25 protein-coding genes and 1 pseudogene are annotated in these 26,293 nt (G+C 38.7%); 16 read left to right on the top strand and 10 right to left on the bottom strand.

All coding sequences use genetic code 11. The annotated features are described in order from the left end of the window. Nucleotides 1-66: 66 nt before the first annotated feature. Nucleotides 67-720 carry an adenylate kinase gene (gene adk, locus DS737_RS10845; RefSeq protein WP_005081914.1) on the top strand — a complete coding sequence of 218 codons (654 nt, stop codon included), beginning with the start codon at nt 67-69 and terminating at the stop codon, nt 718-720. 61 nt (nt 721-781) lie between these two features. Beyond that, a complete protein-coding gene (locus DS737_RS10840) occupies nt 782-964 on the top strand; it encodes a hypothetical protein (RefSeq protein ID WP_004638398.1) in 183 nt (60 codons plus the stop codon). Here DS737_RS10840 and nth read toward each other — a convergent pair. Both nth and DS737_RS10830 read right to left on the bottom strand, forming a co-directional pair. Further along, on the bottom strand, nt 961-1,647 hold the full coding sequence (gene nth, locus DS737_RS10835; RefSeq protein WP_042874219.1) for an endonuclease III: 687 nt from the start codon (nt 1,645-1,647) through the stop codon (nt 961-963). The genes DS737_RS10840 and nth overlap by 4 nt on opposite strands. A 1-nt stretch (nt 1,648) precedes the next feature. Beyond that, nucleotides 1,649-2,446: an RnfABCDGE type electron transport complex subunit B gene (locus tag DS737_RS10830; protein WP_113997993.1), complete on the bottom strand. Its 798-nt coding sequence runs from the start codon at nt 2,444-2,446 to the stop codon at nt 1,649-1,651. Between the two features lie 172 nt (nt 2,447-2,618). Here DS737_RS10830 and DS737_RS10825 point away from each other — a divergent pair, with 172 nt between their 5' ends. From DS737_RS10825 to gdhA, 11 genes and pseudogenes are all read left to right on the top strand, one after another. Next, nucleotides 2,619-5,396: a type VI secretion system Vgr family protein gene (locus tag DS737_RS10825; protein ID WP_113997514.1), complete on the top strand. Its 2,778-nt coding sequence runs from the start codon at nt 2,619-2,621 to the stop codon at nt 5,394-5,396. 1 nt (nt 5,397) lies between these two features. Continuing rightward, nucleotides 5,398-6,810, top strand: coding sequence for a hypothetical protein (locus tag DS737_RS10820; protein ID WP_113997513.1), 1,413 nt, complete (start codon nt 5,398-5,400; stop codon nt 6,808-6,810). A 662-nt stretch (nt 6,811-7,472) separates the two neighbouring features. Beyond that, complete coding sequence (locus tag DS737_RS16000) at nt 7,473-7,763, top strand: hypothetical protein (protein WP_162784528.1); 291 nt, start codon at nt 7,473-7,475, stop codon at nt 7,761-7,763. Nucleotides 7,764-7,817: 54 nt separating this feature from the next. After that, nucleotides 7,818-8,042, top strand: coding sequence for a hypothetical protein (locus DS737_RS10805; protein ID WP_113997510.1), 225 nt, complete (start codon nt 7,818-7,820; stop codon nt 8,040-8,042). Between the two features lie 9 nt (nt 8,043-8,051). Then, a complete protein-coding gene (locus tag DS737_RS10800) occupies nt 8,052-8,435 on the top strand; it encodes a hypothetical protein (RefSeq protein ID WP_228206826.1) in 384 nt (127 codons plus the stop codon). Next, nucleotides 8,428-8,859 carry a hypothetical protein gene (locus DS737_RS10795; RefSeq protein WP_113997509.1) on the top strand — a complete coding sequence of 144 codons (432 nt, stop codon included), beginning with the start codon at nt 8,428-8,430 and terminating at the stop codon, nt 8,857-8,859. The genes DS737_RS10800 and DS737_RS10795 overlap by 8 nt, the downstream gene beginning before the upstream one ends. Nucleotides 8,860-8,924: 65 nt before the next feature. Beyond that, the gene (locus DS737_RS10790; RefSeq protein ID WP_228206825.1) at nt 8,925-9,212 is read left to right on the top strand and encodes a hypothetical protein; all 288 of its coding nucleotides are present in this window, start codon (nt 8,925-8,927) and stop codon (nt 9,210-9,212) included. Then, entirely contained in the window at nt 9,212-9,649 is a 438-nt protein-coding gene (locus DS737_RS10785) for a hypothetical protein (protein WP_113997508.1), read from the top strand. The genes DS737_RS10790 and DS737_RS10785 overlap by 1 nt, the downstream gene beginning before the upstream one ends. Nucleotides 9,650-9,817: 168 nt before the next feature. Beyond that, nucleotides 9,818-10,918, top strand: a pseudogene (locus DS737_RS10780) (T6SS effector BTH_I2691 family protein); the annotation flags it as partial. A 10-nt stretch (nt 10,919-10,928) separates the two neighbouring features. Beyond that, nucleotides 10,929-11,696, top strand: coding sequence for a putative type VI secretion system effector (locus tag DS737_RS10775; protein WP_113997990.1), 768 nt, complete (start codon nt 10,929-10,931; stop codon nt 11,694-11,696). Nucleotides 11,697-12,205: 509 nt separating this feature from the next. After that, nucleotides 12,206-13,552, top strand: a complete 1,347-nt coding sequence (gdhA, locus tag DS737_RS10770) for an NADP-specific glutamate dehydrogenase (RefSeq protein ID WP_113997507.1) — start codon at nt 12,206-12,208, stop codon at nt 13,550-13,552. 64 nt (nt 13,553-13,616) lie between these two features. Here the strand turns inward: gdhA and DS737_RS10765 are convergent, their stop codons facing one another. The 5 genes from DS737_RS10765 to DS737_RS10745 form a co-directional block, all read right to left on the bottom strand. After that, the gene (locus tag DS737_RS10765) at nt 13,617-14,726 is read right to left on the bottom strand and encodes an META and DUF4377 domain-containing protein (protein WP_005091069.1); all 1,110 of its coding nucleotides are present in this window, start codon (nt 14,724-14,726) and stop codon (nt 13,617-13,619) included. A 213-nt stretch (nt 14,727-14,939) separates the two neighbouring features. Next, nucleotides 14,940-15,713, bottom strand: a complete 774-nt coding sequence (locus DS737_RS10760; protein ID WP_005081933.1) for a DODA-type extradiol aromatic ring-opening family dioxygenase — start codon at nt 15,711-15,713, stop codon at nt 14,940-14,942. Between the two features lie 107 nt (nt 15,714-15,820). Continuing rightward, nucleotides 15,821-16,300: a 23S rRNA (pseudouridine(1915)-N(3))-methyltransferase RlmH gene (gene rlmH, locus DS737_RS10755; RefSeq protein WP_005081935.1), complete on the bottom strand. Its 480-nt coding sequence runs from the start codon at nt 16,298-16,300 to the stop codon at nt 15,821-15,823. A 322-nt stretch (nt 16,301-16,622) separates the two neighbouring features. After that, nucleotides 16,623-19,052: an endopeptidase La gene (gene lon, locus DS737_RS10750; RefSeq protein WP_113997506.1), complete on the bottom strand. Its 2,430-nt coding sequence runs from the start codon at nt 19,050-19,052 to the stop codon at nt 16,623-16,625. Nucleotides 19,053-19,196: 144 nt separating this feature from the next. Then, nucleotides 19,197-19,784 carry a 5-formyltetrahydrofolate cyclo-ligase gene (locus DS737_RS10745; RefSeq protein ID WP_005081940.1) on the bottom strand — a complete coding sequence of 196 codons (588 nt, stop codon included), beginning with the start codon at nt 19,782-19,784 and terminating at the stop codon, nt 19,197-19,199. A 526-nt stretch (nt 19,785-20,310) separates the two neighbouring features. Here DS737_RS10745 and DS737_RS10740 point away from each other — a divergent pair. Beyond that, nucleotides 20,311-20,511, top strand: a complete 201-nt coding sequence (locus DS737_RS10740) for a hypothetical protein (protein ID WP_005081942.1) — start codon at nt 20,311-20,313, stop codon at nt 20,509-20,511. 79 nt (nt 20,512-20,590) lie between these two features. On the opposite strand, the gene DS737_RS10735 is transcribed toward DS737_RS10740, so the two are convergent. Then, nucleotides 20,591-20,977, bottom strand: coding sequence for a MerR family transcriptional regulator (locus tag DS737_RS10735; protein WP_113997505.1), 387 nt, complete (start codon nt 20,975-20,977; stop codon nt 20,591-20,593). Between the two features lie 97 nt (nt 20,978-21,074). Between DS737_RS10735 and DS737_RS10730 the strand changes: the two genes are divergently transcribed. Beyond that, nucleotides 21,075-23,783, top strand: coding sequence for a heavy metal translocating P-type ATPase (locus tag DS737_RS10730; RefSeq protein ID WP_113997504.1), 2,709 nt, complete (start codon nt 21,075-21,077; stop codon nt 23,781-23,783). Nucleotides 23,784-23,963: 180 nt separating this feature from the next. Then, nucleotides 23,964-25,214, top strand: a complete 1,251-nt coding sequence (locus DS737_RS10725) for a putative solute-binding protein (protein ID WP_171287587.1) — start codon at nt 23,964-23,966, stop codon at nt 25,212-25,214. 309 nt (nt 25,215-25,523) lie between these two features. Here DS737_RS10725 and DS737_RS10720 read toward each other — a convergent pair whose 3' ends face one another. Both DS737_RS10720 and DS737_RS10715 read right to left on the bottom strand, forming a co-directional pair. Beyond that, on the bottom strand, nt 25,524-25,772 hold the full coding sequence (locus DS737_RS10720) for a helix-turn-helix domain-containing protein (RefSeq protein ID WP_113997503.1): 249 nt from the start codon (nt 25,770-25,772) through the stop codon (nt 25,524-25,526). Continuing rightward, nucleotides 25,773-26,270, bottom strand: coding sequence for a hypothetical protein (locus DS737_RS10715; protein WP_113997502.1), 498 nt, complete (start codon nt 26,268-26,270; stop codon nt 25,773-25,775). Nucleotides 26,271-26,293: the final 23 nt, after the last annotated feature.

Below are 26,293 nucleotides of genomic sequence, written 5' to 3'. Positions count from 1 at the left end.
TGAGCGATAAATCTGTATGATATTGCTCAATTTAAGATTTATTGTTTTTAGATGAGGATGTTCTTTATGCGCATTATTTTACTCGGACCACCTGGGGCAGGCAAAGGTACCCAAGCTCAGTTGATCTGTAAGCGCTACAATATCCCACAAATTTCAACCGGTGATATGCTCCGTGCTGCAATTCGTGAAGGTACTGAACTTGGCTTAAAAGCGAAAAGCGTTATGGAGTCAGGTGGTTTGGTTTCTGACGAGCTAATTATTGGCTTAGTTAAAGAACGTATTGCTCAGCCTGACTGTGAAAACGGTTGTATTTTTGACGGTTTCCCACGTACCATTCCACAAGCTGAAGCATTAGAAGTGGCTGGTATTAGCATTGATCATGTGATTGAGATTGATGTACCAGACGAAGAGATTGTTCAACGTCTTTCTGGTCGTCGTCAACATCCAGCTTCTGGTCGTGTATATCATATTGTTTACAATCCACCAAAAGTGGAAGGTAAAGATGATGAGACTGGCGAAGACTTGGTACAGCGTCCAGATGATCAAGAGGAAACCATTCGTAAGCGTCTAGGTTCATACCACAGCGAAACTGAGCAATTGGTTGGTTTCTACCAAGGACGTGCTGCTTCAGGCGAAAATGCACCAACTTACAATAAGTTGGATGGTTTACGTGCAATTGAAGACGTTCAAAAAGATTTGTTCGCAATTTTAGACAAGTAATCTAAATTGTTGATGATAAAAGAGCTCTGAATATAGAGCTCTTTTTATTTGGGAGAAAATAATGCTGAAGTTTATCTTGATTATTGCCGTGGTTTTGAGTTTTGCATTATTGCTTTTTTTATTGTATCAAAGCCAAAAAATGCTGCGCCATGTACAACAGCAACAAGCTTTGGAAAATAAAAAAAATGGTAAAGCGCGCCAGCTTCACCCTAAATTACAACAGCAAAAAAAATCTCAAGATTAATTGAGATTTTTAACTGTAATTACTTTGTTTGCCCCAAACTCAAAACGGTCAGGCCAGTGACATACATCTGAAACAATACATTCGCCACATTTGGGTTTACGTGCGATACAACAATAGCGCCCATGCAAGATTAACCAATGGTGTGCATCGATGATAAACTCTTTCGGAATGACTTTAATCAGTCGATCTTCAACTTCTAACACGTTTTTTCCAATCGCTAAGCCTGTACGGTTACCTACTCGGAAAATGTGTGTATCCACCGCCATCGTAGGTTGACCAAATGCGGTATTCAAAACGACGTTTGCAGTCTTGCGTCCTACACCGGGTAGGGCTTCAAGTTCTTTGCGTGTTTCAGGGACTTGTCCTTGATATTGGTTGACCAGAATCTGACAGGTCTTGATCACATTTTCTGCTTTGGCATTATAGAGACCGATCGTCTTAATATATTCTTTTAAGCCATCAACACCGAGATTTAAAATGGCTTGTGCCGTATTTGCAATTGGATAAAGCTTATCGGTCGCTTTATTGACGCTGACATCTGTGGCTTGTGCAGAAAGCATAACTGCGATTAGTAGTTCAAATGGTGAACTATAGTTGAGCTCAGTTTGAGGATTTGGACGTTGCTCTCGTAGACGTTCAAAGAAAATCTGAATTTGCTTTTTGGTCATATTTTTGACAGGCATTTTAGATTCCTTGCAATTCATTTAAACGTTGTTGGAGAGCAATGAGTTGTGTTTGTTTTTGTTCATCCGCACGTACACTGAGTTGCTTTTCTAATTTCTTGATTTGAGTCCGGATCTTGGCAAGTTCAATCGTGGTTTTTGCATCTAGCGATGGCTTTTCTTTTGGTTGTTCAGCGAGTGTAATGACAGGGACATTGTTCACTGTCTGAGAAAATTGAGCAAAAAACTCGACATCAATTTCTGCACGTACAATTGGACCTTTGCGATGAATACGCCGTCTTTCTTCACGTTGGATATGTGCATAGTAACGATGTCTTAAATCGTCTTGTTCTGTTGTGCGTTGTACTTCGGTTGGCAATGGTTTGGTATCTGGGATCAAATCAATACAGTCAACCGGACAAGGAGGAATGCATAATTCACAACCTGTACACAAGTCGGTCAAAATACTATGCATTAATTTACCACTTCCGATAATGGCATCAACAGGGCAAGCACTAATGCATTTGGTGCAGCCAATACATTCATCCTCACGAATGATTGCTTTCATACGTTGTGGACGGCCATCGGCCTGAACCTCCCAGACACTTGGTTCAGCAACCAACCGAGGACGTTGCAGGAGTGTTGCCAAAGCATCTGCAACTGGTTGTCCGCCTGGTACACATTTATTGGCATCTTCACCTTCTGCAATGGCTTTAGCATAAGGTAAACATCCGTCACGATGCCCACACAAACCGCATTGTGTTTGGGGTAAGTGTTGGTCTATTTGAACAATAAGCGAATGTTGTGAGGATGGGGACATGAACATAGGAGCAGCAAAAACAGGATCGATAGTATAGCAATAATCACTGTCTACGACGAGTCATCTCGGTAGAGGAGTTGACTTTTGCGCCAGATCTATAACATTAAATACATAGACGAACTTGTATGTTTCTTATAGAATGCTCTAGATTTTAGGCGATATTTTATAACAAATGTTAAACAACATATTCAAAGCGCTTGACCAATTAGGTCTTACCGCACAAAAACGTGCGATACACATACAATTTGCCAATCCGAGCTTAAATCAACAAGTCTTTCTCCAAAAAATTCAAGGTCAGCATGCCATTAATCAGGGCATGACTGCAGAACTGATCTGCCTATCCACTAACGCCCACATCCCGTTAAAACAATTCATCGGCTGTCAGGCAGCAATCGACCAAGTCACCGATACGGGCACACTATTCAGAACCACAGGGATTATCACAGAAGCCGTACAAGGACAATCTGACGGTAGCCTCACGCTGTATAAACTCAAACTCCAAGATGCAACCGCGCTGTGGCATAAACGCCGAAACAGCCGCGTATTTATGAATAAAAATGTACTCGACATCGTACAAACCCTATTCAAAGAATGGCAACAACGCAGCCCACTATTTGCATCGAGTCTTACACTCGACCTTGGTGGGATCAAACAAGACTACGACATCCGTCCCTTTGTGATGCAAGCCAATGAAAGCGACTACGACTTTATTACCCGCTTACTCAGAAGTGAAGGCATTAACTGGCTGATCGATGAGGCTCAACTGAACGTTGCCAACAGCAACAGTCCAATCCAAGCCCAAAAACTCCGCTTGATCGATGACAACAGCCAATACCAAGCCCTAGAACGAAGAACAATACGCTACCACCGCAGCAGTGCTACCGAACAATACGACAGCATGACCAGCCTCATTGCAGAACGTTCGTTACAACCCACAGCAGTCCATATCCAACGCTGGCAAGCCGATGCCTTAGAACAAGAAGATGGGGCAGGTAGCGTCCAAAGCAAACACCAACATAGCCAACAACACGACAATGCCAGCTTAGGACTCGAAGATGCATGGCACTTCACTCCCGCATGGATGCAAGACCTCAACGGTGAAGATGGTGCAACCGCATCAGGCAACAGCCAAATCGAAAAACTGAACCAACACCTCAGTCACTACCACGATGCCCAAGCCAAACAATTTATTGCCAGTACTACCGTACGAGACACCCAAGTGGGCTACTGGTTTAAACTCAACGAGCACCCAGAGATCGACCAACACAGTGGTGCAGACCAAGAATTTCTAATCACCGCCAAAAGCTACTACAACCAAAACAACCTCCCAAAAGACTTACAACAACAAGTCCAAAGCTTGATCGATCAAAGCCAATGGCAAGATCACCAAAACACAAACCCAGAAGAACGCCAAGGCAACCAACTGACGCTACAACGCCGTAACATCAAAACCGTACCCGAATACCATCCACTGCAACACCGTCCAACTGCTCACCCACAACGTGCAAGAGTGGTGGGGCCCGAAGGCGAAGAAATCCATGTGGATGAATGGGGACGAATCAAAGTTCGCTTCCTGTTTACCCGCAATGACGACCATAGCCACGATGGTGGCGCAGGCAGCAACAACAACGATACTGACTCAGCTTGGGTGGATGTACTGACCCCATGGGCAGGCGAAGGTTATGGCGCACGCTTCCTACCCCGCATTGGTGAAATCGTCGTCATCGACTTCTTTGATGGCAACATCGACCGTCCATTTGTCACCGGACGACTGCACGAAGCACAACGCAGTCCAACAAAATTCGATGACCAAGGCAAATTACCTGATACTAAAAAACTAGCAGGGATCAAATCCAAAGAATATCAAGGTTCAGGCTACAACCAACTGCGCTTTGATGACACTACAGGACAGATCAGTGCCCAACTACAAAGTAGCCATGCAGCCAGCCAACTCAATCTCGGCAAACTGAGCCATCCCAAAGCCCAAGCAGAAAGTGAAGACCGAGGCGAAGGCTTTGAACTCCGCACAGACCAATGGGGTGCGATTCGAGCAGGGGAAGGTTTACTGATCACCACCCATGCACAAGAACAGGCACAAGGCGAACACCTTGAAGCACAAACAGCCAAACAACAGCTGGAAGGCAACCAAAACAATGCCAAAGCCTTGAGTGAAGTGGCAAAGAACCAACAAACGGATGAATTAGAATCGGTAGAGCAACTCAAAAGCTTTGCAGAAGAAATTCAGCAAGATATAGCCAAATTCAACAAAGCCTTACTATTACTCAGTTCACCGAATGGGATTGGACTCAGCACCTCAGAAGACATCCATCTATCCGCAGATGGACAACTGAACCAATTTGCAGGGGATAGCATTAACCTGACCACACAAAAGAACCTGATTGCCCAAGCCAGTCAAAAGATCAGTCTATTTGCAGCACAAAATGGAATTAAACAAGTTGCAGGCAAAGGCAAGGTTGAGATACAGGCACAAGGGGATGGCGCTGATTTTATTGCTCGGAATGCTTTGCAAGTGACTTCAACAGAGGGACGCATTGAAATTACGGCGAAAAAGAAAATTGTGATCTTGGCTGGAGGTTCTCAGCTAGAAATTAATGGTGGTGGAATTTTCCCAACGACAAGTGGAAAGTTTGAGGCAAAGGCTGGCCAGCATAAGTTTGCTGGAGGGCAACAAGTTGTGGCCAAACTTCCTGCCTTACCTATCGTAAACCAACCTTATATCCTTCAATATTTAGTGAAAACGAAAGACAATATTCCATTGGCAAATAAGCCTTATTTTATTATTGATCAAGCAGGTAATTTGCAGAAAGGCGTAACCAATGCCGAAGGTTTAATGAAACTAAAAACAACACCATCCGCTCAAGATCTTGTGACTCATGTGATGGCAAGTGAAATCGAAGAAGCACAAGAAGTCGGTGGAGGAGAAGAATAACATGGCAACGTACTATTCACGATTACAGTTTAAAGTAAATCCACCTTTGCAATATAAAGACTTTTCCTTCCAGTTTTTAGTTGTTAACAGAGAACTAGGCAAGACAATTTTCAAAGACGAAGGAAACTTCGATGAAAAAGGATTTGGTAAATGGTTTCATATCTATCAACCGAATCGAGTGTTGATGTATAAAATCAAATATCGGGGCGAGGTCATTAAAACTCTTACAGCCAAAGCCTATCCTGAACCCAATAAATGGAGTTTTTTTGAGTTTAAAGCGACAGTCAGAAAAACAGAAAACGTTAAAGAAAATATACAAGAAATACGCATCAATGACGGAGAGGTTGCTTGGTATTTAGTTAAAAAGTCTGAACCTGTGATGACTTGGGCACAACGTGTATTTAAAAAGCCGTTGACGGAAAAAGATTGGGGAATTTTAAAAGCGAACAATCCACATTTGACTAATTTGGTCTCAATGGGTGTATTGCAGCCTGGGCAGGTGGTGATTATCTCAAATTCAACCACGGCGAAGGAATTACCCGAATATAAAAAGCAAGCACAGCAGGCACATCAAAATTTAGAGCAAATGAAAAAGGATAAAGATTTTGATGCGGTATTCTTCGCACAAAACTATGAATTTTTCTACGATGCACTACTGCAAGAAAATGCCAAGATTGTTAATAAAAATATCTTTGAAGAAAATGACCATCCCTTAACGATTAAATTTAATAAAGAAGAAGAGGATGGTTTTTTTGAGCAAAAGATGGCGGTTGATGCCTCTTTATCATTGGTTCAAGGACAAGCGCATCGAGTTTATAGATTACATGGTGAACTCGCTCTAAAGTATGCCGAAGAACAAGCCAAAGGCTCAGGACTAGCAAACCCTAAAAACTTCACCCAGTTCAAACAGAAGTATGCAAATTTGTATAGTGAGTTGGATCAAGAAGGAACTAAGAAATTCTTGCGATGGGATCAGTCGATCAAAACCACCAATATGCGCCGTATGTTGAAGCAATCTGCACTTGTTAGGGATAACAATTTCAAAGGCGGACTCAAAGAATACGCCAAAGAAATGGGTAAAATCGGTAAGTTTGCGACACAATTAAAAATAGCTGGTTATGTGTCTATTGGTGCGGATGTTGTGAGTTCAAGCGTAAAAGTGTATGAAGCAGCACCCGAGGATAAAGCAAGAACAACCGTGGTTGAGACAGCTAAAGTTGGTGCTGGAATAGGTTTTGGTGCAATTTCAACAGTACTAGTTATTGGTTTAGCTTCGGGGGGAACAGCATTGGTGGTAGTTGGTATAGTTGCTATTTCTGCCGCACTTGCTACAAAAAGTGCATCCGAAATTGCTGGTAGTATAGCTGGCGGCTCATATGATTTAATTGAAAAAGCTTGGGGGACAAATGATTGATTTTATCATAAAGCTATATAAAGCTGATTCGGTATTATTTATTGGCATGGTTGGGCTTTTTTTCTTAATTTTACTTTGGATTTTTCTTATAAGTCTTTACATTTATAGCAATATTTATCTAAAAGGAATTTGCAGAATTGTATATAAGGATGAGAGAAAATTTAAAAGACTAATGGAGCCATTTGATTTTTTTTATTTGAGTATCTTACCCAGTTCATATTTGAAAGAAATATTAAATATAAAGTTTAATACTTCATTTAAAGCCTACTATGGGAATAATGTATATTACAAAATAGGTGACTCTCAGTTAAAAGAGTTGTTGAGAAATTATCCAATGTTTTTTTATCTTCATTACTCTTTTATGTTGTCAGGTTTTCTAAGTATGTTCCTACTATTTCTTAGTTATTCTATAAAGCAATTTTTTTAAATACTATTGAAAAGGCTGTTTGTTTAGTTGCAGCTTATGGAGCATGGATTCATGCATATCGGTAGTATTCTTGTTTCGGATATTTTGTAAAATTGCTGGTGCATCACTAACTGAATATGCTTGTGAAAGGTTAACAAAAAAAATAATGTTAAATGTTCAAGATGTCTTTGTTATATTAATACTCATTTTCTTTATACTATTATGTATATTTCATCAACTAGCCTCAAGAGGTATCGTGAAATCTAAAGAATTGAGGATTAGATTATATGGTTTTGATTTGTATGAAAATAAAGGAATGGATATTGCAAATATTCAAGCAGTTATTACGGCTTTAATAATCATATCAGGCCAATCATTTTTAAATAGGAATAAAGCAGAAAAGTTTGGAGTGTTCGATAAAAGAAAACACCCTTTATTTCCTGCCTTGGATTCAAAGAATGCTGAATACATAAATAACCACTATAGAAAAATAATTATTAATATATATTGGTCAACTTTTTTTGGGGTTCTAATGGCTATTTTTTAAGTGATTCTGTTGATGATTTAAGTTAATTGGGGGGCTGTTAATGCCTCTTTATCATTGGTTCAAGGACAAGCGCATCGAGTTTATAGATTACATGGTGAACTCGCTCTAAAGTATGTCGAAGAACAAGCCAAAGGCTCAGGACTAGCAAACCCTAAAAACTTCACCCAGTTCAAACAGAAGTATGCAGGTTTGTATAAAGAGCTAGATCAAGAAGGAACTAAGAAATTTTTGCGTTGGGACCAGTCGATTAAAACTACCAATATGCGCCGTATGTTGTAGCAATCAGCGTTGGTTAGAGACAATAACTTTAAAGGCGGACTCAAAGATTATGCCAAAGAAATGGGCAAAATCGGCAAGTTCGCGATGCAGCTTAAAATAGCGGGTTATGTGTCTCTTGCTACGGATGTTGTGAGTTCAAGCGTAAAAGTTTATGAAGCGGCACCCGAAGACAAAGCAAGAACAACGGTTGTTGAGACTGCCAAAGTCGGTACTGGCATTGGTTTTGGAATTTATGCAAGTTATTTAATTGTCGGACTTGCGACAGGTGGAACAGGATTAATCGTTATCGGGATTGTTGCAGTTGGGGCTGCTATGGCCGCTAAGAGTACATCTGAGATTGCTGGATATGGGGCTGGGTACATATATGATAAAGTGGAAAGTATAAATGAATAAAATTATCAATTTATTGATTACAGATCATGTTTTTGCGCTCTTTGTTTTTGGTTTATTATTCTTTATTCTATTGTGGGTATTTTTCATAAGTCTTTATATCTATGCCAATATTTATCTAAAAGGAATTTGCCAAATTTTATATAAGAACGAGAAACGATATAAAAGATTGATGGAGCCATTTGATTTTTTTTATTTGAGTATGTTCCCTAGTGCTTACTGGAGAGAAATATCAAATATAAAGCTTAATACTTCATTTAAAGCCTACTATGGGAAGAATGTATATCAAAAAATAGGTGATTCCCAATTAAAAGAAATGTTGAAAAATTATCCCGTATTTTTTTATCTACATTATTTGATCATTGTGTCAGGTATTTTGGGAACACTTTTGCTGTTATTGGGTTTTATTGCGGATCAGTATTTTTAAAAATTTAGAGTCTTATTGAAAACCGAGCTTAATGTCTCGGTTTTTTTCTTAAAATAGCAGGTTATGTGTCTATAGCTACGGATGTTGTGAGTTCAGGCGTAAATATTTATGAAGCTGCGCCAGAGGATAAAGCAAGAACAACAGTTATTGAAACTGCCAAAGTTGGCGTAGGTATTGTTGGCGGTATTTATACCGCTGGTCTTGTTATTGGTATAGCCTCTGGCGGGGTTGGTTTTATAGTAGTTGGCATTGTAATAATATCTGCAGGAGCTGCAGTAAAGGCTGCTAGTGAAATATCGGGATGGATTGCAGGGGAAACCTATGATTATGTCGAGGGTGTAAGGAAAAAATAATGTTGGAAATTTTATTATCCATGTATGAGGATAGACCAAGTTTGTTCATTGGTCTAATTGGTCTTTTTTTAATAGCAGTAACGATAGTTCTATACTTTGTTTTTTATATTTATATGAATATACATTTGAAGGGTATTTCCAAAATCATTTTTAACAATGAAGATAAGTACAGAAGACCTTTAGAGCCTTTTAATTTTATTTTTCTAAGCTTTCTACCTACAACTTTTTGGAGAGAGATTCTGAATATAAAATATAACAAATCTTTCAGGAAGCTCTATGGGAAAGAATTTTATTACCGTTTGGATGAAAGTCAGCTCAAAAGATTGATGTCAGAGTATAAGGGATATTTTGTTTTCCAGTATGTGATATTCATAATTACAACCTTTGCATTTATTTTTATGATTTATGCTTATGTTATTGGTAATTATTTTAAATAGATAAAATATTTTTCTATATAAACTGTGGTATTAACCTATTTTTTCTTGAAACTTAGTTATTTAGTGGCTACTCTTTGGTACGGAATTAATCGTTATTTGTATTGTTGCTTTATTTGAACTGGTGATTATTGGAACATAAACCAAAAAAATTTGCTGGGGATAATAAGTGGGAAAAGCCCTGAGATCACGTCCTTAACATGGGATCAAACACAAACAAGTTTAAAAGGATTAATTGCTGCATTTGTCAGTGCAGATCAGTTATGGGAACAATGGCTTGCTGATCCAACCAATAAAATCAATGAGTTGAAGTGGTATAATCCAGCACGGACTTTGCCTTGGATCTCTGAGATTACACGCAGCGTCGCCAAGTGGAGTCTGCAATATAATGTCAATCCTTTGATTGCAAAGAAACTTTCGAGGGTTTCTTTTATTGCTTATGCGCATAGTTCTCTGTTAACCGATAAAGTGCCGAAATGGTCATTGCTGTATAACATTGACTTAAAAATGACAAATGCGGGCAGTCAACTGAATGCGACTGAGATCCAAAAACGTTGGAAGAATGCTGGACAAAATACAGCAGCACAAAAGATTCAAGATATTCTAAGCAAATCTCCACAAAGTGTTTCTATCAGGATTTCGGGTATTGTTGCTTTGTTTGAACTCATTAATCTCGGGACACAAACCAATAACTTTGTTGGAGATAAGAACTGGGAAAATGGCTTTAAAGTAACAGCAGGCTTATTAGCATCTACAGCAGTTGTCTTAGATATTGCTGGTGGAGGAATGGATGCATTAAGTTTCCAAGAAAAAGCCAATAAAATTAGGTTATATGGTGCTGGGTTTGCTATTGGTGGTGCAACGTTTAGTTTTATTGTAGATACAACGGCGTTAGGTAAAGAATACTTGGATGATCGAAATGGTTGGTTAATAATCCTATTAGGAGCAAAGGCAGCAGTTTCATTGGGTATGCTTACTGTGGGTATGGGAATGCTGATACAATTACCTATCTTAAAATCTACGATAAGTCGTGTCGCCAGTCAAAATGTTTTGGTGGGTAGATTATTCGCAATGAACGTGATATAGGGTGCAGCACGACTTAATTGGCTCGGTCTTGGTTTAACCGTCTTAGAAATTGTACTCAGAAATTATTATTTTGATGATAAGCTGCAAAACTGGTGTGACAAATCAGTTTTTGGAACAGAAGCTGGGAAATATAAATCTCTTGAAGATGAAGAAGAAGCTTTTAGTAAAGCAATGGTGAGTATTTAAGATGAGTAAAATGTTAGTGGTTGAAGGATGCGTTCGAAACTTAAAAGTTGAGAACTCCAAAATTCATCCATTTAGAAATATCGAAAAACAAGCAGCTGGTACAGCAATGGTTGGGGCTTTAACAGCAAGTAGTAGTTTGGCGACCAATGCTCCTATTATGCTAATGGCAGCACGAGGGGAAGATGCTAAATCTTTCACTTGTGAAGTGGGTGACTATCGATTGATTGGTCAGTTTACAACAGTACAGTTCAAAAATGGAGATGAACTGGTTTGGGTAATTGGTGTGGAAAAAGAACAAGGACGACATTTGGTTTATGCAACCTTAGATCCAAAAACTGGATTATTGCATATGATTAATGAGATGGGGCGTTCTTTAAAATGTGGTTATATTAGTATTATTAAAACAGCTTTAGGCATATCACTCTTTTTTTTAATATTTATTAACCTTATTGTTTTAGTTACATGGTTTATTTCTGAAGATGGTTTAGGTTTTAGTTTAGTTGAGTATATATTTCCACTTGTTTTAGCACCATTTACTTTTACATTTTTATTTGTATTAAGTACATTTTTATTTTCACGTGATCAGAAACAGGCGTGTAGATTATCAGAGCAGGTCTTTGGTGTATTAGGTTTTGAAGATGTTAAAAATCAAGATTTTTTTGGAACTGCAGATCACTTTAAGGAAAATGGAAGTACGTTTAAACGTAGTGTGATGTATTACCGTAGAAGTTTAAAAGGCCCAGATCCCTATCCAGAAGATTATTTTGATAAGAAATGATAAAAATCGAAGGTCGCATTCAAAGATTAGAGATTTATGATGACTCTTTAAGTGCATTTTAAAATTAGATGGTGCAAAAATCACTTAATCAAAAAATTTGAATGGGGTAGCAGAATGTATTTCACTTTCTGCACAAACAGGTTTTTAGTGGTTTGTAATCGTTTGCATGTACAATGTGTCCATCTTAGTAAGAGTTAGAAAGATTTTTTGCCAAAATCCATGATTGTTCAAATATGGTGCATTAATTTTCTTGTTTGGTGCATAAAAACTATGCCTTAAATATTCCTAATTTTATATTTTCTATAAATTGACCTCAAATTCACATGTAATCATCAACATTTTTTATCAAAATAATGAATATTTTTAAAATTAAGTGTTTGAAAATTATATAAATATTTAAAAATTAAAAAGTGTGGTAAAAAAGTGGAATAGTAATCTATATTCATTCTATGAGATATTCTTTATTGGTGCATTTTTCGCACCAATATAAATCATTTACTCGGGGGTGAATGTTGAAATACAATAGCTTAAATGACTTTCTAGCTTATGTGAAAGCCAGAGATCCTGATCAACCTGAATATTTACAAGCTGTTGAAGAAGTAATGCTGAGCTTGTGGCCATTCATTGAGAAGAATCCCAAATATGCGCAATATGGTTTATTGGAGCGTTTGGTTGAACCTGAGAGAGCAATTCAATTCCGAGTTTCTTGGATGGATGATCAAGGCCAAACTCATGTTAATCGCGCTTTCCGTATTCAATACAATTCTGCGATTGGTCCATATAAAGGCGGCATGCGCTTTCACCCATCGGTGAATTTATCGATTCTAAAGTTTTTAGGCTTTGAACAAACTTTTAAAAATGCTTTAACTACTTTACCTATGGGTGGTGGAAAGGGCGGTTCGGATTTTGATCCAAAAGGAAAGTCAGAAGCTGAAATTATGCGCTTTTGCCAAGCCTTAATGATCGAATTATATCGTCATTTAGGTCCGAATACTGATATTCCAGCGGGCGATATTGGCGTTGGGGGACGTGAAGTCGGTTTCATGGCTGGCATGATGAAAAAGCTCAGTAACGATACAGCTTGTGTGTTTACTGGCAAAGGAGTTTCCTTTGGTGGAAGCCTCATGCGCCCAGAAGCCACTGGATATGGTGCTGTATATTTTGCTGAGGAAATGCTTAAAACACGAGGTGATAATTTCACTGGTAAAACAGTTTCTATTTCTGGTTCAGGGAACGTGGCTCAGTTTGCAGCAGAAAAAGCAATGTTTTTAGGGGCAAAAGTCGTAACACCCTCTGATTCAAACGGCACAGTATATTTAAAAAATGGTTTTACCGATGAATTGCTGGCTGAAATTATGGAGCTTAAGAATATTCAGCGTGGTCGTATTTCCGAGTTTGCGTCAAGACATGGTTTTGAATATTTTGAAGGCAAGACACCTTGGCATATTCCCGTAGATATTGCCTTACCATGTGCAACTCAAAACGAATTAGAAGAAAAAGATGCTGAGTCATTACTTGCAAATGGGGTGATCTGTGTTGCAGAAGGTGCAAACATGCCTTGTACATTAGATGCAGTTGAAAAGTTCATTACCGCCAAAATTCTCTATGCTCCAGGTAAGGCATCCAATGCGGGTGGTGTTGCGACTTCTGGTCTTGAAATGTCACAGAATGCTTTGCGTCTAGGTTGGTCGCATGGAGAGGTTGATGAGCGATTACATGCCATCATGAAAGATATTCATGCCAATTGTTTGAAATATGGCACCAAAGAAGATGGTACAGTGAACTATGTGGATGGAGCAAATATTGCAGGATTTGTGAAAGTTGCTGATGCAATTTTGGCTCAAGGTATTTATTAGTATTTCACCGAGCAAATAAAAACTCCGATGTAAAAACATCGGAGTTTTTATTTATAGCAATGTATTAAGGTTTCTTAACAACTTCTTGTTCAACAACCATATCTAATACATCAGCTAGGCTTGATTGGTCTGCTGCTGGGTTTTTAACTTCAAAACGCTTAACACGAACGATTACACGTTGATTTGGATTATGTTCAAATCCTTCAATTTGACCATAATAAAGTGACCAGTCTTTATCAGCATAAGTTTTGATGCCTTTGTCATCATACTTAATTTCACGAACTTGCATACAAGTTTGTGGTGCTACGCCAACACATGATTTTGTTTCTGGCGCAATTTCCAAGAATACGGTTTTTGGTTCAGTTTGGTACTTCGCTTCAGGTGTCATTTTACCAACAAATGTATATGCTTGACCTTTCGTATCACGTACGACAAGCGTCGGTTGATCCAAGTTGCTTACATTCATTTCAAATGGGATTTGACGTTTTTGCAAGAGATCGCCAGCGAACTGTTCTTGTTTCATAAGTGTAGGTTCACACGCCATAAGCGTCGAGGCCATGTCACCTGTAACAATCACATCATTTTCAACTTTCCAAGATGTATTTTGACGGTTACAACCAGTATCTACTGATAAACGATTGTTATCTAAGAAGCTTAAAACGATTGGTTTTTTAGTTTCAGTAGGTTGATAAGACCAAGTATAGTTGGTCAAAAGTTTGCTTTCAGTCATTTTAACACCTGTAAATACGTGTTTTTGACCTTTACTGTCAGTTACAGTCAAAATTGCTTGGTTATCTGATGTGCTGACTTGGAACGGTACTTTTTTCTCGCTAAAGATATCTGCTGATAAGCGTTCTTGCTGCATTAAATCATCAGAGCATGCCATCATCGTTGATACCAATGCTGAAGTTGTAATGATATTGCCGCCTTCAACTTTCCAAGTACCCCCTTGACCATTACAACCCGTTTGGATTGATAATTGTTGGTTACTATTAAAGTTTAATACCAATGGTTTTGAGGCTGTAGATGCTTGATAAGTCCAGCGATAATCAGTGAGTTTTTTTGCAGCAGCCATGTTGACTTCTGTGCTTACATGATCTGCAACATTTTGTACCGTTTGACACGCCATCAAAGAAAAAGGGAGTAAAGCAAGAATTAAGTATTTGATTTTCATTTTCTAAACAACACATAAAAAATAGCAGCTAATAGCTTAAAGTATTCTTAAAAGAAGCGCATGACGGCACTTTATGCATTAAGTTCGTTAAATGTGTCAATTTGTAAAATATAATAAAAATATAGAAGTTTTAGTGGATTAACGTGTGTGAAAATCCATTTTTATAGAGTAATTGTTCAAAAATGGAGGCAAGTAATTCGCCTAGTTAATGGGTTAATCAAAACGATAAATATCCATTCCTAGGGAACCCATGGAGAAACTACTATGGACGATATTAAAACGGTTACCTGTTCCCATCGCAAAAAAGAGTGGTGCAAAATGCTCGAGTGTTGGATGGTTACGCTGTACATAAGGGAGTGAAGGCCAGTCAAGAACTGCATCATAATTTTGATGAGAGAGTTTATGGACAACAGTATTGCGGAAAGTACTTGCCCATAGTGGTACATCTGCATCGGCTTGCCATGAAAGTTCAGCTAAGTTGTGGGTAATACTACCCGAACCAATTAGTAAAATTTGCTGTTCTCGTAATGGGGCAAGGACTTTTCCGATTTTATAAATATCATCGGAACTCATTGAGATTGGAAGTGAAATCTCAATCACAGGAATATCTGCATTGGGATACATATGTAATAAAGGCATCCAGACACCATGATCTCGTGGTCGTGTACTATTTGCATGGGCAGATATGCCGGCTTCTGCAAATAGTGCTAGTATTTTTTCTGCTAAGTCAGGTGCACCAGCAGCAGGGTAACGGATTTGATATAGCTCTGGAGGGAAACCTCTAAAGTCATGCCAAGTTTGTGGTCGCGTTGATGTGCTGACTTCGAGAGCCTGACTTTCCCAGTGTGCAGACATGACAATGATCGCTTCTGGTTTCGGAAGATTATGACTCAAACGATGTAAAGCTGGTCCGACTTGCTCAGGATCAAGTGCAAGCATTGGTGAACCATGAGAAATAAATAACCCCGGTAATGTTTGCAGATTCATAATCAAGCACCTGAATAGAAATACATGCTTATGGTGACAAAGATAAGCACAATTTAAAAGTTGATTGGGTTCAACAGATTGTTCTAAAACCAGAACACTGTTTTAGATTACGCTCGATGATAGGGATGATTGTGATTGATAGTCATCGCTCGATACAATTGTTCAATCAGTAAAATACGTACCATTGGGTGGGGCATAGTGAGTTTTGATAGTGACCAATGCCAAGCTGCTGCTTTGCGTACAGCATCAGAATGTCCATCGGGGCCACCTATGGCTAGCACGACATCATTGCCTTCAAGCATCCATTGTTTCATGGTATCTGCAAGTTTTTCAGTGCTTAATTCACGTCCACCCACTTCTAGCGCGATCAAGATTTCATTGGGTTTCATCGCATTTAAAATACTGTCTCCTTCAATTTGACAGTATTTTAAAATATCCGCTTCAGAATCATTTTTACCTCGCTTCGCCATTGGTAATTCAACGACTTGCGTTTGTACAAAAGGTTGAATTCGTTTGAAATAATCTTCAAAACCAGTAATAACCCATGCAGGCATTTTTTGACCAATCGTCAGAATACGAATTTTCATAGCTTCGTTTCATTTATAGAATTAAATGCATTATAAAGCTTGAAGCTATGTCATGGTGGATATAGCCATTTATCTTGTCATAAAAAAGACAAATTATTGGGTTATCTTGTTCATAAAAAACGCAGCTCAAAACGCGTATGAGCTGCGATCAAAGTATCATCCGTCTGGAGTTCAGATGATACTAAAAAATGAGTTGCACACGAGCCAAGCTTAGCCTTTGTTTTTATGGACTCTATTTTATTATGCAATAAGCAGGTTATTTTTCAACCAAATTATGTAACAAAAAAAGAGAGCCGAAGCTCTCTTTTTAGTCGATAAATGATTAGTGACGTGCGGCTTTTGCATCTTCCACTGGTTTTACAATCGGTGTTTTCGGCAAAGGCTTTGGTGTGTCCGTCAATGCAAGAGGTAAGATTTCATCGATGCTTTTCACCGCTTTGATTTCTAAGCCTTCTTTGACATTGTCTGGAATCTCGTCCAAGTCACGAACATTATCTTGTGGAATAAATACTAACTTAATGCCACCACGATGCGCGGCAAGAAGTTTTTCTTTTAAACCACCAATTCGCATTGCACGGCCACCTAGACTGGTTTCACCTGTCATGGCAATGTCAGGACGAATTGCAATACCTGTAAATGCTGATACAAGGGCAGTGGTCAGAGCTAAACCAGCAGATGGACCATCTTTCGGTGTTGCGCCTTCAGGTAAGTGAACATGCACATCGGTTTCTTCAAAACGAGAAGATTCGATACCTAATTCATCTGCCCGAGTACGTACTAAAGTCATCGCAGTTGTAATAGATTCTTTCATTACATCACCGAGTGAACCCGTCGTAATGAATTTACCTTTACCTTTTACTGCCGCAACTTCAATCGTCAATAACTCACCACCAACCGAAGTCCAAGCCAAGCCATTCACGCGACCGACTTGGGCTTCTTCTTCTGCCATACCAAAGTCAAACTTATGTGGACCTAAGTATTCAGGAAGATTGGCCGATGTTACGTCAAGCTGTAAGTTCTTAGATTTTTTGCTGACCGCTTCTTTAACCACTTTACGTGCAATTTTTGATACTTCACGTTCTAAGTTACGCACACCAGCTTCACGAGTATAGCGTTGTACAATATCACGAATTGCTTCTTCATGAATTGTTAACTCTTTTGTACGTAAACCATTGTTCTTGATTGCCTTAGGCACAAGGTAGCGCTCAGCAATGTTTACTTTCTCATCTTCGGTATAACCCGGTAGACGGATCACTTCCATACGATCTAGTAAAGCTTCAGGAATGTTCATGCTATTCGCTGTACAGATGAACATCACTTCTGAAAGGTCAAGATCAAGATCTAAGTAGTGGTCGTTAAATTTACTGTTTTGTGATGGATCAAGAACTTCAAGCAATGCAGAAGCTGGATCACCACGATAATCTTGTGCCATCTTGTCGATTTCATCGAGTAAGAACAATGGGTTCTTCACACCAACTTTCGTTAAAGACTGTACAATTTTACCTGGCATCGCACCGATGTAAGTACGACGGTGACCACGAATTTCTGCTTCGTCACGAACACCACCGAGTGCCATGCGCACAAACTCACGACCTGTCGCCTTAGCCACGGACTCACCCAGCGAGGTTTTACCTACACCTGGAGGACCCACTAGACATAGAATCGGACCTTTGAGTTTTTTCACGCGAGACTGAACGGCAAGATACTCAACGATACGATCTTTGACGTCATCTAAACCGTAATGATCAGCATCGAGAATTTCTTGTGCTTTTGCCAGATTAATACTGACTTTGCTCGCCTTATTCCACGGTGTATCTAAAATCACTTCGAGATAATTACGTACTACAGCCGCTTCGCTTGAAGCTGGTTGCATCGCTTTCAGTTTGCGAAACTCAGCTTCCGCTTTTTTGCGGACATGCTCAGGTAAATCTGCTTCAGCGAGACGTTTCTCAATTTCAGCAACGTCATCTTCAGCGCCGCCATTCATATCCGAGAGTTCACGCTGAATGACTTTCATCTTCTCGTTGAGAAAGTATTCACGCTGATTCTTTTCCATTTGACGTTTTACGCTGTCATGCAGCGTTTGCTCAATTTGCTGTTCAGCAGATTGATTCATCAAATAGCTCATTAACTCTTGCAAATGCGCTTCAAACTCATCGTGCTCTAAAAATTTTTGTTTCACTTCAATATTTAAAGGCACACGAGTTGCAACGAAGAACATGAGTTGTAATAAGTCTTCGATTTTATTTGCTGCAGCAACCAATTCACGCGCATTACGTAATTTTGCTTCAGCATATTGAGCAAATAGAGTACGTAATTCATTTAAGCGAGTTTCTTGAGCTTCTTGATCCAATGCTACCGTCATTGGACTGAGGTGATGCTCAGCAGTTAAATATTCTTCCCCGTCAATAATCCGTTCTAATTTAGAACGATGTAAGCCTTCAATCAGCACTTTAATACAGTTTTCATCATTCTCATGATTCACAACTTGTACGATCTTAGCCACGGTTCCATATTGATAGAGATTATCGTGATCAATTTCTTCTGTAAGCGAATCTTTTTGCGCAACTACAAATACTAAATTGTCACTGTTACGAGCCACATCCACTGCATTGATCGATTTTTCACGACCCACGAAGAGCGCAATTTGCATGTGTGGATAGACCACAACATCACGTAACGCCAATAGTGGTAATACACTTGGAACCTGCGGCTCTAAGTTAGTTTCATTATTCATAATATATTCAGACATGGGCACTCCTAATGAGTGACAACGGTGTTGCCATGTTTTTATAGTGATGTGCATTTCAAAAATTACAAGGGTTTTTAGTTAGAAAATATAAAAAAAAGACTAAATTGGTTGGGATTTGGGCGAAATTTTATAAAGAAGATGTATTTAGCGTTTGAAAAAATATTTTTGTGTTGGGGTAAATAAAGCATCCAGTGGTTGATCCCATTTTTGACGGACTAAAGGAAAGTCTAAATATTGGAATGTATGTGCTAAACCTAGACGAAAAGGTCGCCGTGGGGCTGTAGCTAAAGTTCGATCATAATAGCCACCTCCCATGCCGATTCTTGTACCGAGATGATCACAAGCAAGTAATGGCATGATGAGTAAATCTAAATTTGAAACCGATTGACCTCGTCCAGCCATGGGTTCTTTCATCCCAAGAGGATGATGGGAAAAACGTTTGTTTTTATATTGGTTGGCGCTGATTTTTACCCAAACTAATTTTTGATTCATATTACAAATCATCGGGAGATAAACTTGTTTTTTGTTCCTGAAACAGAATTCTAAGATTTTATGTGTGTGAATTTCACCAAATGCATGTAAGTACAAACCAATTTTTGCTGCGGATTGAAATGTACTGAATTGCCGAAGCTGGTTTAAAATCTGTTGCTCGGCTTGTTTTTGTTGAAACTGAGAGAGTTGTCTTCTTTTTAAGCGAAGCTGTTTTCTTAGTGTATTTAGTTGATGACTCATGCTGTATAGAAAGTCGTTTTGATGGATAAATCATAACTGATTTGGAATCTCAATTGTTTATCAATATTTTCCTCTTTGGGTATTGAAATGCACTGGAGGCTACCATTATTTGTTTTCTATCTTTTTTGAGTGGTTCTAACTACAACGCAAGCAACGGCTGAGATATTAGTCGTCCTTATAAATACATTGATTGAAAATTACAACTAGTCCGCTTTAAAACTTCATAATTACATACTGGATTCATATTAGGAATGGTTAATCTTTGTAGCCTAAAAAGTTGGACGGCAATTTTCCGATATTGCTAAATGCTGATAATTTCATGGAACTCGATTAAATTGTGTAAATTAATGCATAAAATAAAATTAATGAGAACTGTCCTACAAAAAATGTATAATTGATCGAGAAATGATCTAAAATGCCCAGCAGATTTAACATCTTTAGATGTCAATTTTATGAATGTTATCTAGTTGTGATTGACTTGAAAGACATACACAAAATTTGCAGAACTGTTTTGAAGGGGAAAGCTATGTTGGAATCAAGAAATCTTATTGTCCTAGATCAAACGCTTATCTTAACGAAAGAGGGCAAAAATGATTTAGTATATGAAAATGACACATTACTAAAAGTCAAAATGATCTCAAATCAACATATTGTTGTGGAAGATGATCAACAGATTAGCTTTGTATTAAAACAGCAAGATGAAAATGTGATTTGGTCTTTTGTGTAAAAAGTTAAGCCTACCGGTTCAAATTATAAGATAAGCATCATATCCTTGTGGTGTTTGGGTGCTTATCCTATTTAAGACATCAAATAGATTTTTTCAATTCTATTAAGATAGGACAACATTCATTCTCCGTGGTTTTACATTCATCTAACCATGTTGATAGGCGTTGTTTCAATCCTTGTAACTCTTGAATGCGCTCATCGATCTTATTCAAACGTTGTTCTATAACGTGGCGTACTTTTATGCGGTCCTCTAAATTTAAGGTAAGTAACTCTTTAATTTCGTTGAGTTGTAAGCCAGCATCTTTAGCTTTTTGAATAAAACTCAAGGTTTCTATATCTTGTTGATGATAGTAGCGATAGCTTTGCGTACTTTCAGGTATACGCATTAAGCCAATCCGTTGATAGTATCGGATCGTTTCAACATTTATTTGGCATGCTTTTGCCAGTTTACCGATAGTGAGGTTCATTCACTGTTCCTCAGGAAAGTGATAAAAATTGCTTGACTCTGTACCTAGGTACAGACTTTATCCTAAACCTATCAGAAAATAAAAGATAGGTGTAGCAATGGCGCATCAACAATCTCCATCATGTTGTTCAGGTAACAACTCAAAAATTATTTATGAATATATTGATGCCGTATGTGGGATGCAGGTTGTCGAAACATCTGAGCATTATTTTGACTATCAAGATATTCGATATTTATTTTGTTCGGCTGGTTGCCAACAGAAATTTAGCGTGCACCCAGAAAACTACTTAAATGTGGATAAGGCTGAGCAAAATGCATCATCTTGCTGCTCTGAAGAAAAGCAGCAAAAGCAGTCAAGTTGCTGCGATACTCAGAAAGAAGAACTCACAGTTACAAAAACTTCTTCTTGTTGTGCTCCAAAACCTGATGCATCTAAGGCAAGTACATGTTGTGATCATAAAACTCAATCACAACCAACTAAAGCAGAAGTGAAAAAATCTGCGTGTTGCGGTGGTGGACACGCACATCAAGTTACTGATGGAGAAACAGAGATTGATCCTGTTTGCGGTATGTCAGTGAAGACAACAACCGATTTAAAAACAGATCACCACGGCAAAACATATTACTTCTGTAATCCTTCTTGCTTAGAAAAATTTAAAAATGATCCAGAATTTTATTTGATCCCTGTCGATCAGCGTCCTGTGCCTGAAGGGGCTATGGATATGGATTATACCTGTCCGATGGATCCCGAAATTGTACAAAAAGGACCGGGAACCTGTCCGATTTGTGGTATGGCATTAGAACCAATGCAACCGACTTTGGATGAAGGTCCAAATCCTGAGTTAGTTGATTTTAGCAGGCGTTTTTGGACGACCTTGCCACTTAGTTTATTGGTTGTTGTTTTGGCAATGGGATCGCATATTCATGCTTTTATTTCTCCCCATATTCAACCATGGATTGAATTAATTTTAAGCTTACCTGTCGTACTCTGGGCAGGTTATCCGATTTTACAACGCTGTTGGGCGTCATATAAAACAAGACATCTGAATATGTGGAGTTTGATCGGTGTTGGTGTACTTGCTGCATTTATTTACAGTGTCGTGGCAACGATTTTCCCATCACTGATTCCAGTGGAAGCAAAAACAGGGCATGGTGTTGCCGTATATTATGAAGCCGCCTGTATGATTGTTTCACTGAGTTTATTGGGACAAGTTTTAGAACTGAAAGCGCGTTCGCAAACAGCGAATTCACTAAAAGCTTTATTACGTTTACAACCGAGTAAAGCGAAATTAGTTCAAGTTGATCAGGTGGTTGATGTTGATATTGCCATGATCAAACAAGGCGATGTATTACAAATAGCTTCGGGTGAGCAAATTCCTCTGGATGGTGTGGTGATTGAGGGGAAAACCTACGTTGATGAATCCATGATGACAGGTGAGCCCGTACCTGTGAAAAAGGAAAAGGATGATCAAGTGATCGGTGGAACCATCAATCAACAAGGTTCAATTCGTATCCAAACGACGGCTGTAGGTACCAATACAACTCTGGCAAAAATGATCCAAACTGTCGCTGATGCGCAGCGTTCCAAAGCACCATTACAACGGATTGCTGATGTAGTCGCAAAATATTTTGTGATGGTGGTTCTCGCAATCAGTGTTTTGACATTTATCGTATGGATGGTGTTTGGTAAAGCGCAATTTGATTTAGCGTTAATGTGTGCGGTAGCAGTTTTAATTATCGCATGTCCTTGTGCTTTAGGTTTGGCGACACCGATGTCTGTGATGGCAACAACAGGTCGAGCCGCACAGAAAGGTGTTTTGTTTAAAGATGCTGAAGCGATTGAGGCTTTGAGTAAGGTAAATACCCTAATTATTGATAAAACTGGGACATTAACTGAAGGAAAGCCAAGCTTAAAGAAAATTCAGCCATTGTCTAAGACATATACTCAAGCACAAATTGAATTGTGGATCGCGTCCATTGAACAATATTCAACACATCCGATTGCGCAGACCTTAACCAAATTGGTTGAACCTACGCAATTATTAAATGTTATTGATTTTGAGGATGTTACGGGTTTTGGAGTAAAAGGGCAGATCAATGGTAAGACCTTGTACATTGGTAGCCAAAAACTTGTGGATCAACTGGGTTTAACTTTTAGTGAGAGTCTAACTAAGCAACTTGATCAGATGAGATCACAAGGTGATGTGATTAGTTTTCTGATGTCTGAACAAGAAGTGATTGCTTATGTATCGATCCATGATGCAATTAAACAAAATGCGAAAGCGGTGATTGACCAACTCCATGCAGATGGTATTGATGTCATTATGGCAACAGGCGATCATGAGAAAAATGCGCAGATGGTAGCAGAACAACTTGGGATTAATCAGGTCTATGGAAATTGTGATCCAAAGCAAAAACTTGAGATTGTGAAACAGGTGCAAGCCCAAGGGAAAGTTGTCGTGATGGCAGGTGATGGTATCAATGATGCACCAGCACTTGCACAAGCTAACGTGGGTATTGCGATGGGAACAGGAACCGATATTGCCAAGCAAACCGCTCAAGTGACATTGGTAAAAGGGGATATTCAAGGCGTTGGACATGCGGTTCATATGGCAAAACTAGGCGTGAAAAATATGAAGCAAAACCTTGCTTTCTCATTTGTATATAATGGGTTGGGAGTACCTGTTGCAGCAGGATTATTCTACCCATTAACAGGCTTATTGCTCACACCGATGTTTGCTGCTGTCGCAATGTCGTTAAGTTCCTTATCGGTTGTTGTGAATGCTTTGAGATTAAATCGCTCATAATACAAAGCTAAAATGTAAATAAACTCTAATTTTTTAGAGATAGGAAAAGCTGTCGTGATGGTGATCGACAGCTTTTTTTATACGTTGTTTTGACTATTTTGACGGGATCAAAGCAACTCTGGTCAATTTTATTTGCGAGGGATTTACTTAGTGTAAGAATAATTCACAGGAGTGATAATAATGTTTAAACAACAAAAACAATTTAAATTGGGACATTTATTCAAATCTATATCCCTTACAGCTTCTTTGCTAACGCCGCTATTATTGACTACGATTGTTCAGGCAGCACCAGCCGAGAAGTTGGATCTCACACTATCCCAACACTCTCAAAATAAAATTAAAACGTTGTTAAATGATCCAAAAATTTGGCAGCAAATTCCAAAACAAGTGACCCTATGTGTTTACTCACCCAATGGTGAGCATGGTGAGGCATTCCAACAAGCCACCAGTTATATGAGTGAATTACCACGTATTGTGCGCATTGCAAAACAGTATGGGGTCAATATGAACATCACTCGACCTTCTAATTTACAACTTAAAATTGATATTGATTATCCTAAATTAAAGCAAACTGCTTCGACGATGGTGACGCTCAAAGTGTATACCAACGAAGGCGTATTAACTGAGGATTTTCGTAGCAAGCGTTGTGATGGAGCAGGGATTAGTAATTTAAGGGCGCGCCAGTTCAACTCTTTTGTTGGAAGTATTGATGCGATTGGAGCACTGCAAAACTATAAGCAATTAACTTCAGTAATTCAGTTGTTAGCAGATCCAAAATTTGATGAAAAAATGGTAAATAAAGATTATGAGGTGGTCGGAATTGTACCGCTTGGTGCAGCTTATATTATGGTCAGTGACCGAAATATCAATACGTTGGCAAAGGCTGCTGGGCGAAAAGTTGCGGTGTTTTCCTTTGATCCTACACAGAAAAAATTAGCACAAAATGTCGGTGCGCAGCCTGTATCAGTAGATTTGGCGACAGTTGGCCCTAAATTTAATAACAAAGAAGTTGAGATTATTGCTGGTCCAGCAATTTTATTTGATCCTTTGGAATTGTATAAGGGCATGACCGATAAATCAGGTAAAGTGGCTGGAGGAATCATTCGTTTTCCTGTGGTTCAGGTAACAGGAACCTTAATCATGCATCGAAATAAGTTTCCTGCGGGAATGGGACCGATTGCACGCGAGATTATCTCTAAACAATTACAACCTGCCTTTGATTTTGTAGACAAAATTGAAAAAGATATTCCTGAAAAATACTGGATGGATATCCACGAAAGCGATAAGCCTGGTTATATGCGATTAATGCGTGAAGCGCGTATCCAAATGACCAAAGAGGGGTATTACAATAAAGAAATGATGAGACTACTTAAACAAGTTCGTTGTTCACAGCAACCGACTCATTTTGAATGTTCTTTGAATGATGAGTGATTTGAAATGATGCAAAAATAAAATGCTCCAGAGATGCCGCTGCATGGTCATTACCCTGAACCCGATGAGTTCTCGGGGAGAGTATCATTTTATGCAATATGAAACGATATTAAAGCATATTTAAGCACACGAAAATATAATTTAAGTTTTTGTATTTTATTGATAATATCCGAAACAATATTAAAGCGCCTAGTAGAATACGATAATATACTTTATCTGCCTATTATCTGCCTATTTTTCTAAATTTGCCTATTTTTAGAGGTTTTTTGCCTATTGTTTGCCTACTAAATTTTTGTAATAAAAAGGCGGTTAAACCGCCATTTGTGATGTTGATTGTACGCGCTTCCGCTCAATATAAGCACGCACATCAGATTTTTTATAAACTATTTTTCTGTAATGCACTTTAGCAAATGGGATACCACCACCTACACAACGCATTTTCTGTAACCACGATTTTGAAACGCCTAAAATTGCTTCTAGTGATTCTGGTGAAAATTCTTCATCGTCATCAGCGGCATTGAATTTATCAATCTCTGCTTGTTTATCAATAATTTTCATTCAGTTTTCCTCCGTATCCGCTTTTGCTTCGACCAGCGAAAGCGTCATTATTTGCGTTCCTACCTCATAGCTATAATCACCATTGTTGATATCTTCTTGGGTAACAACATGGTCGATACTGTAAGTAGATTCAGCCAAAATAACGCCGTAGCCTATTTGGTGAAAATTCCCATCACTTGTGGGATCCATCTGCTGATCGGCAAGACGTTCTGAATAATGCTCGATAGCACATTCGGCTTCATGTTTTGCTTGCTCAAGAGTTTCATGGATTTCATAGTTTTCGCCATCATTGCTGAAATAGCGTGCATTTTCTAATGGCACCACCACGCAGCCTTCAAGCTTTTTGGCTTCATGGGCTTTAGCCTTTAACCACATAGACCAACCTGAATTAATCGTGTGATATGCCTCTTCAGCATCTGGCGTTCCTGTTACTGAGTCTTTTAAGAAATACTGTCTATCTTTGGGATCAAATTCGAAGTACTTAAGTTCATGTTGCAATAACCAAGCTTATTCAAAAGCCT

It is taken from the genome of Acinetobacter haemolyticus, from assembly GCF_003323815.1.
Classification (GTDB): domain Bacteria; phylum Pseudomonadota; class Gammaproteobacteria; order Pseudomonadales; family Moraxellaceae; genus Acinetobacter; species Acinetobacter haemolyticus.
This window is presented reverse-complemented; position numbering and strand designations above follow the sequence as displayed.

Coding starts and splice junctions, on each gene's coding strand:
- adk (WP_005081914.1), top strand. CDS start 67: ATGCGCATTATTTTACTCGGACCACCTGGGGCAGGCAAAGGTACCCAA.
- DS737_RS10840 (WP_004638398.1), top strand. CDS start 782: ATGCTGAAGTTTATCTTGATTATTGCCGTGGTTTTGAGTTTTGCATTA.
- nth (WP_042874219.1), bottom strand. CDS start 1,647: ATGCCTGTCAAAAATATGACCAAAAAGCAAATTCAGATTTTCTTTGAA.
- DS737_RS10830 (WP_113997993.1), bottom strand. CDS start 2,446: ATGTCCCCATCCTCACAACATTCGCTTATTGTTCAAATAGACCAACAC.
- DS737_RS10825 (WP_113997514.1), top strand. CDS start 2,619: ATGTTAAACAACATATTCAAAGCGCTTGACCAATTAGGTCTTACCGCA.
- DS737_RS10820 (WP_113997513.1), top strand. CDS start 5,398: ATGGCAACGTACTATTCACGATTACAGTTTAAAGTAAATCCACCTTTG.
- DS737_RS10795 (WP_113997509.1), top strand. CDS start 8,428: ATGAATAAAATTATCAATTTATTGATTACAGATCATGTTTTTGCGCTC.
- DS737_RS10785 (WP_113997508.1), top strand. CDS start 9,212: ATGTTGGAAATTTTATTATCCATGTATGAGGATAGACCAAGTTTGTTC.
- DS737_RS10775 (WP_113997990.1), top strand. CDS start 10,929: ATGTTAGTGGTTGAAGGATGCGTTCGAAACTTAAAAGTTGAGAACTCC.
- gdhA (WP_113997507.1), top strand. CDS start 12,206: ATGTTGAAATACAATAGCTTAAATGACTTTCTAGCTTATGTGAAAGCC.
- DS737_RS10765 (WP_005091069.1), bottom strand. CDS start 14,726: ATGAAAATCAAATACTTAATTCTTGCTTTACTCCCTTTTTCTTTGATG.
- DS737_RS10760 (WP_005081933.1), bottom strand. CDS start 15,713: ATGAATCTGCAAACATTACCGGGGTTATTTATTTCTCATGGTTCACCA.
- rlmH (WP_005081935.1), bottom strand. CDS start 16,300: ATGAAAATTCGTATTCTGACGATTGGTCAAAAAATGCCTGCATGGGTT.
- lon (WP_113997506.1), bottom strand. CDS start 19,052: ATGTCTGAATATATTATGAATAATGAAACTAACTTAGAGCCGCAGGTT.
- DS737_RS10745 (WP_005081940.1), bottom strand. CDS start 19,784: ATGAGTCATCAACTAAATACACTAAGAAAACAGCTTCGCTTAAAAAGA.
- DS737_RS10740 (WP_005081942.1), top strand. CDS start 20,311: ATGTTGGAATCAAGAAATCTTATTGTCCTAGATCAAACGCTTATCTTA.
- DS737_RS10735 (WP_113997505.1), bottom strand. CDS start 20,977: ATGAACCTCACTATCGGTAAACTGGCAAAAGCATGCCAAATAAATGTT.
- DS737_RS10730 (WP_113997504.1), top strand. CDS start 21,075: ATGGCGCATCAACAATCTCCATCATGTTGTTCAGGTAACAACTCAAAA.
- DS737_RS10725 (WP_171287587.1), top strand. CDS start 23,964: ATGTTTAAACAACAAAAACAATTTAAATTGGGACATTTATTCAAATCT.
- DS737_RS10720 (WP_113997503.1), bottom strand. CDS start 25,772: ATGAAAATTATTGATAAACAAGCAGAGATTGATAAATTCAATGCCGCT.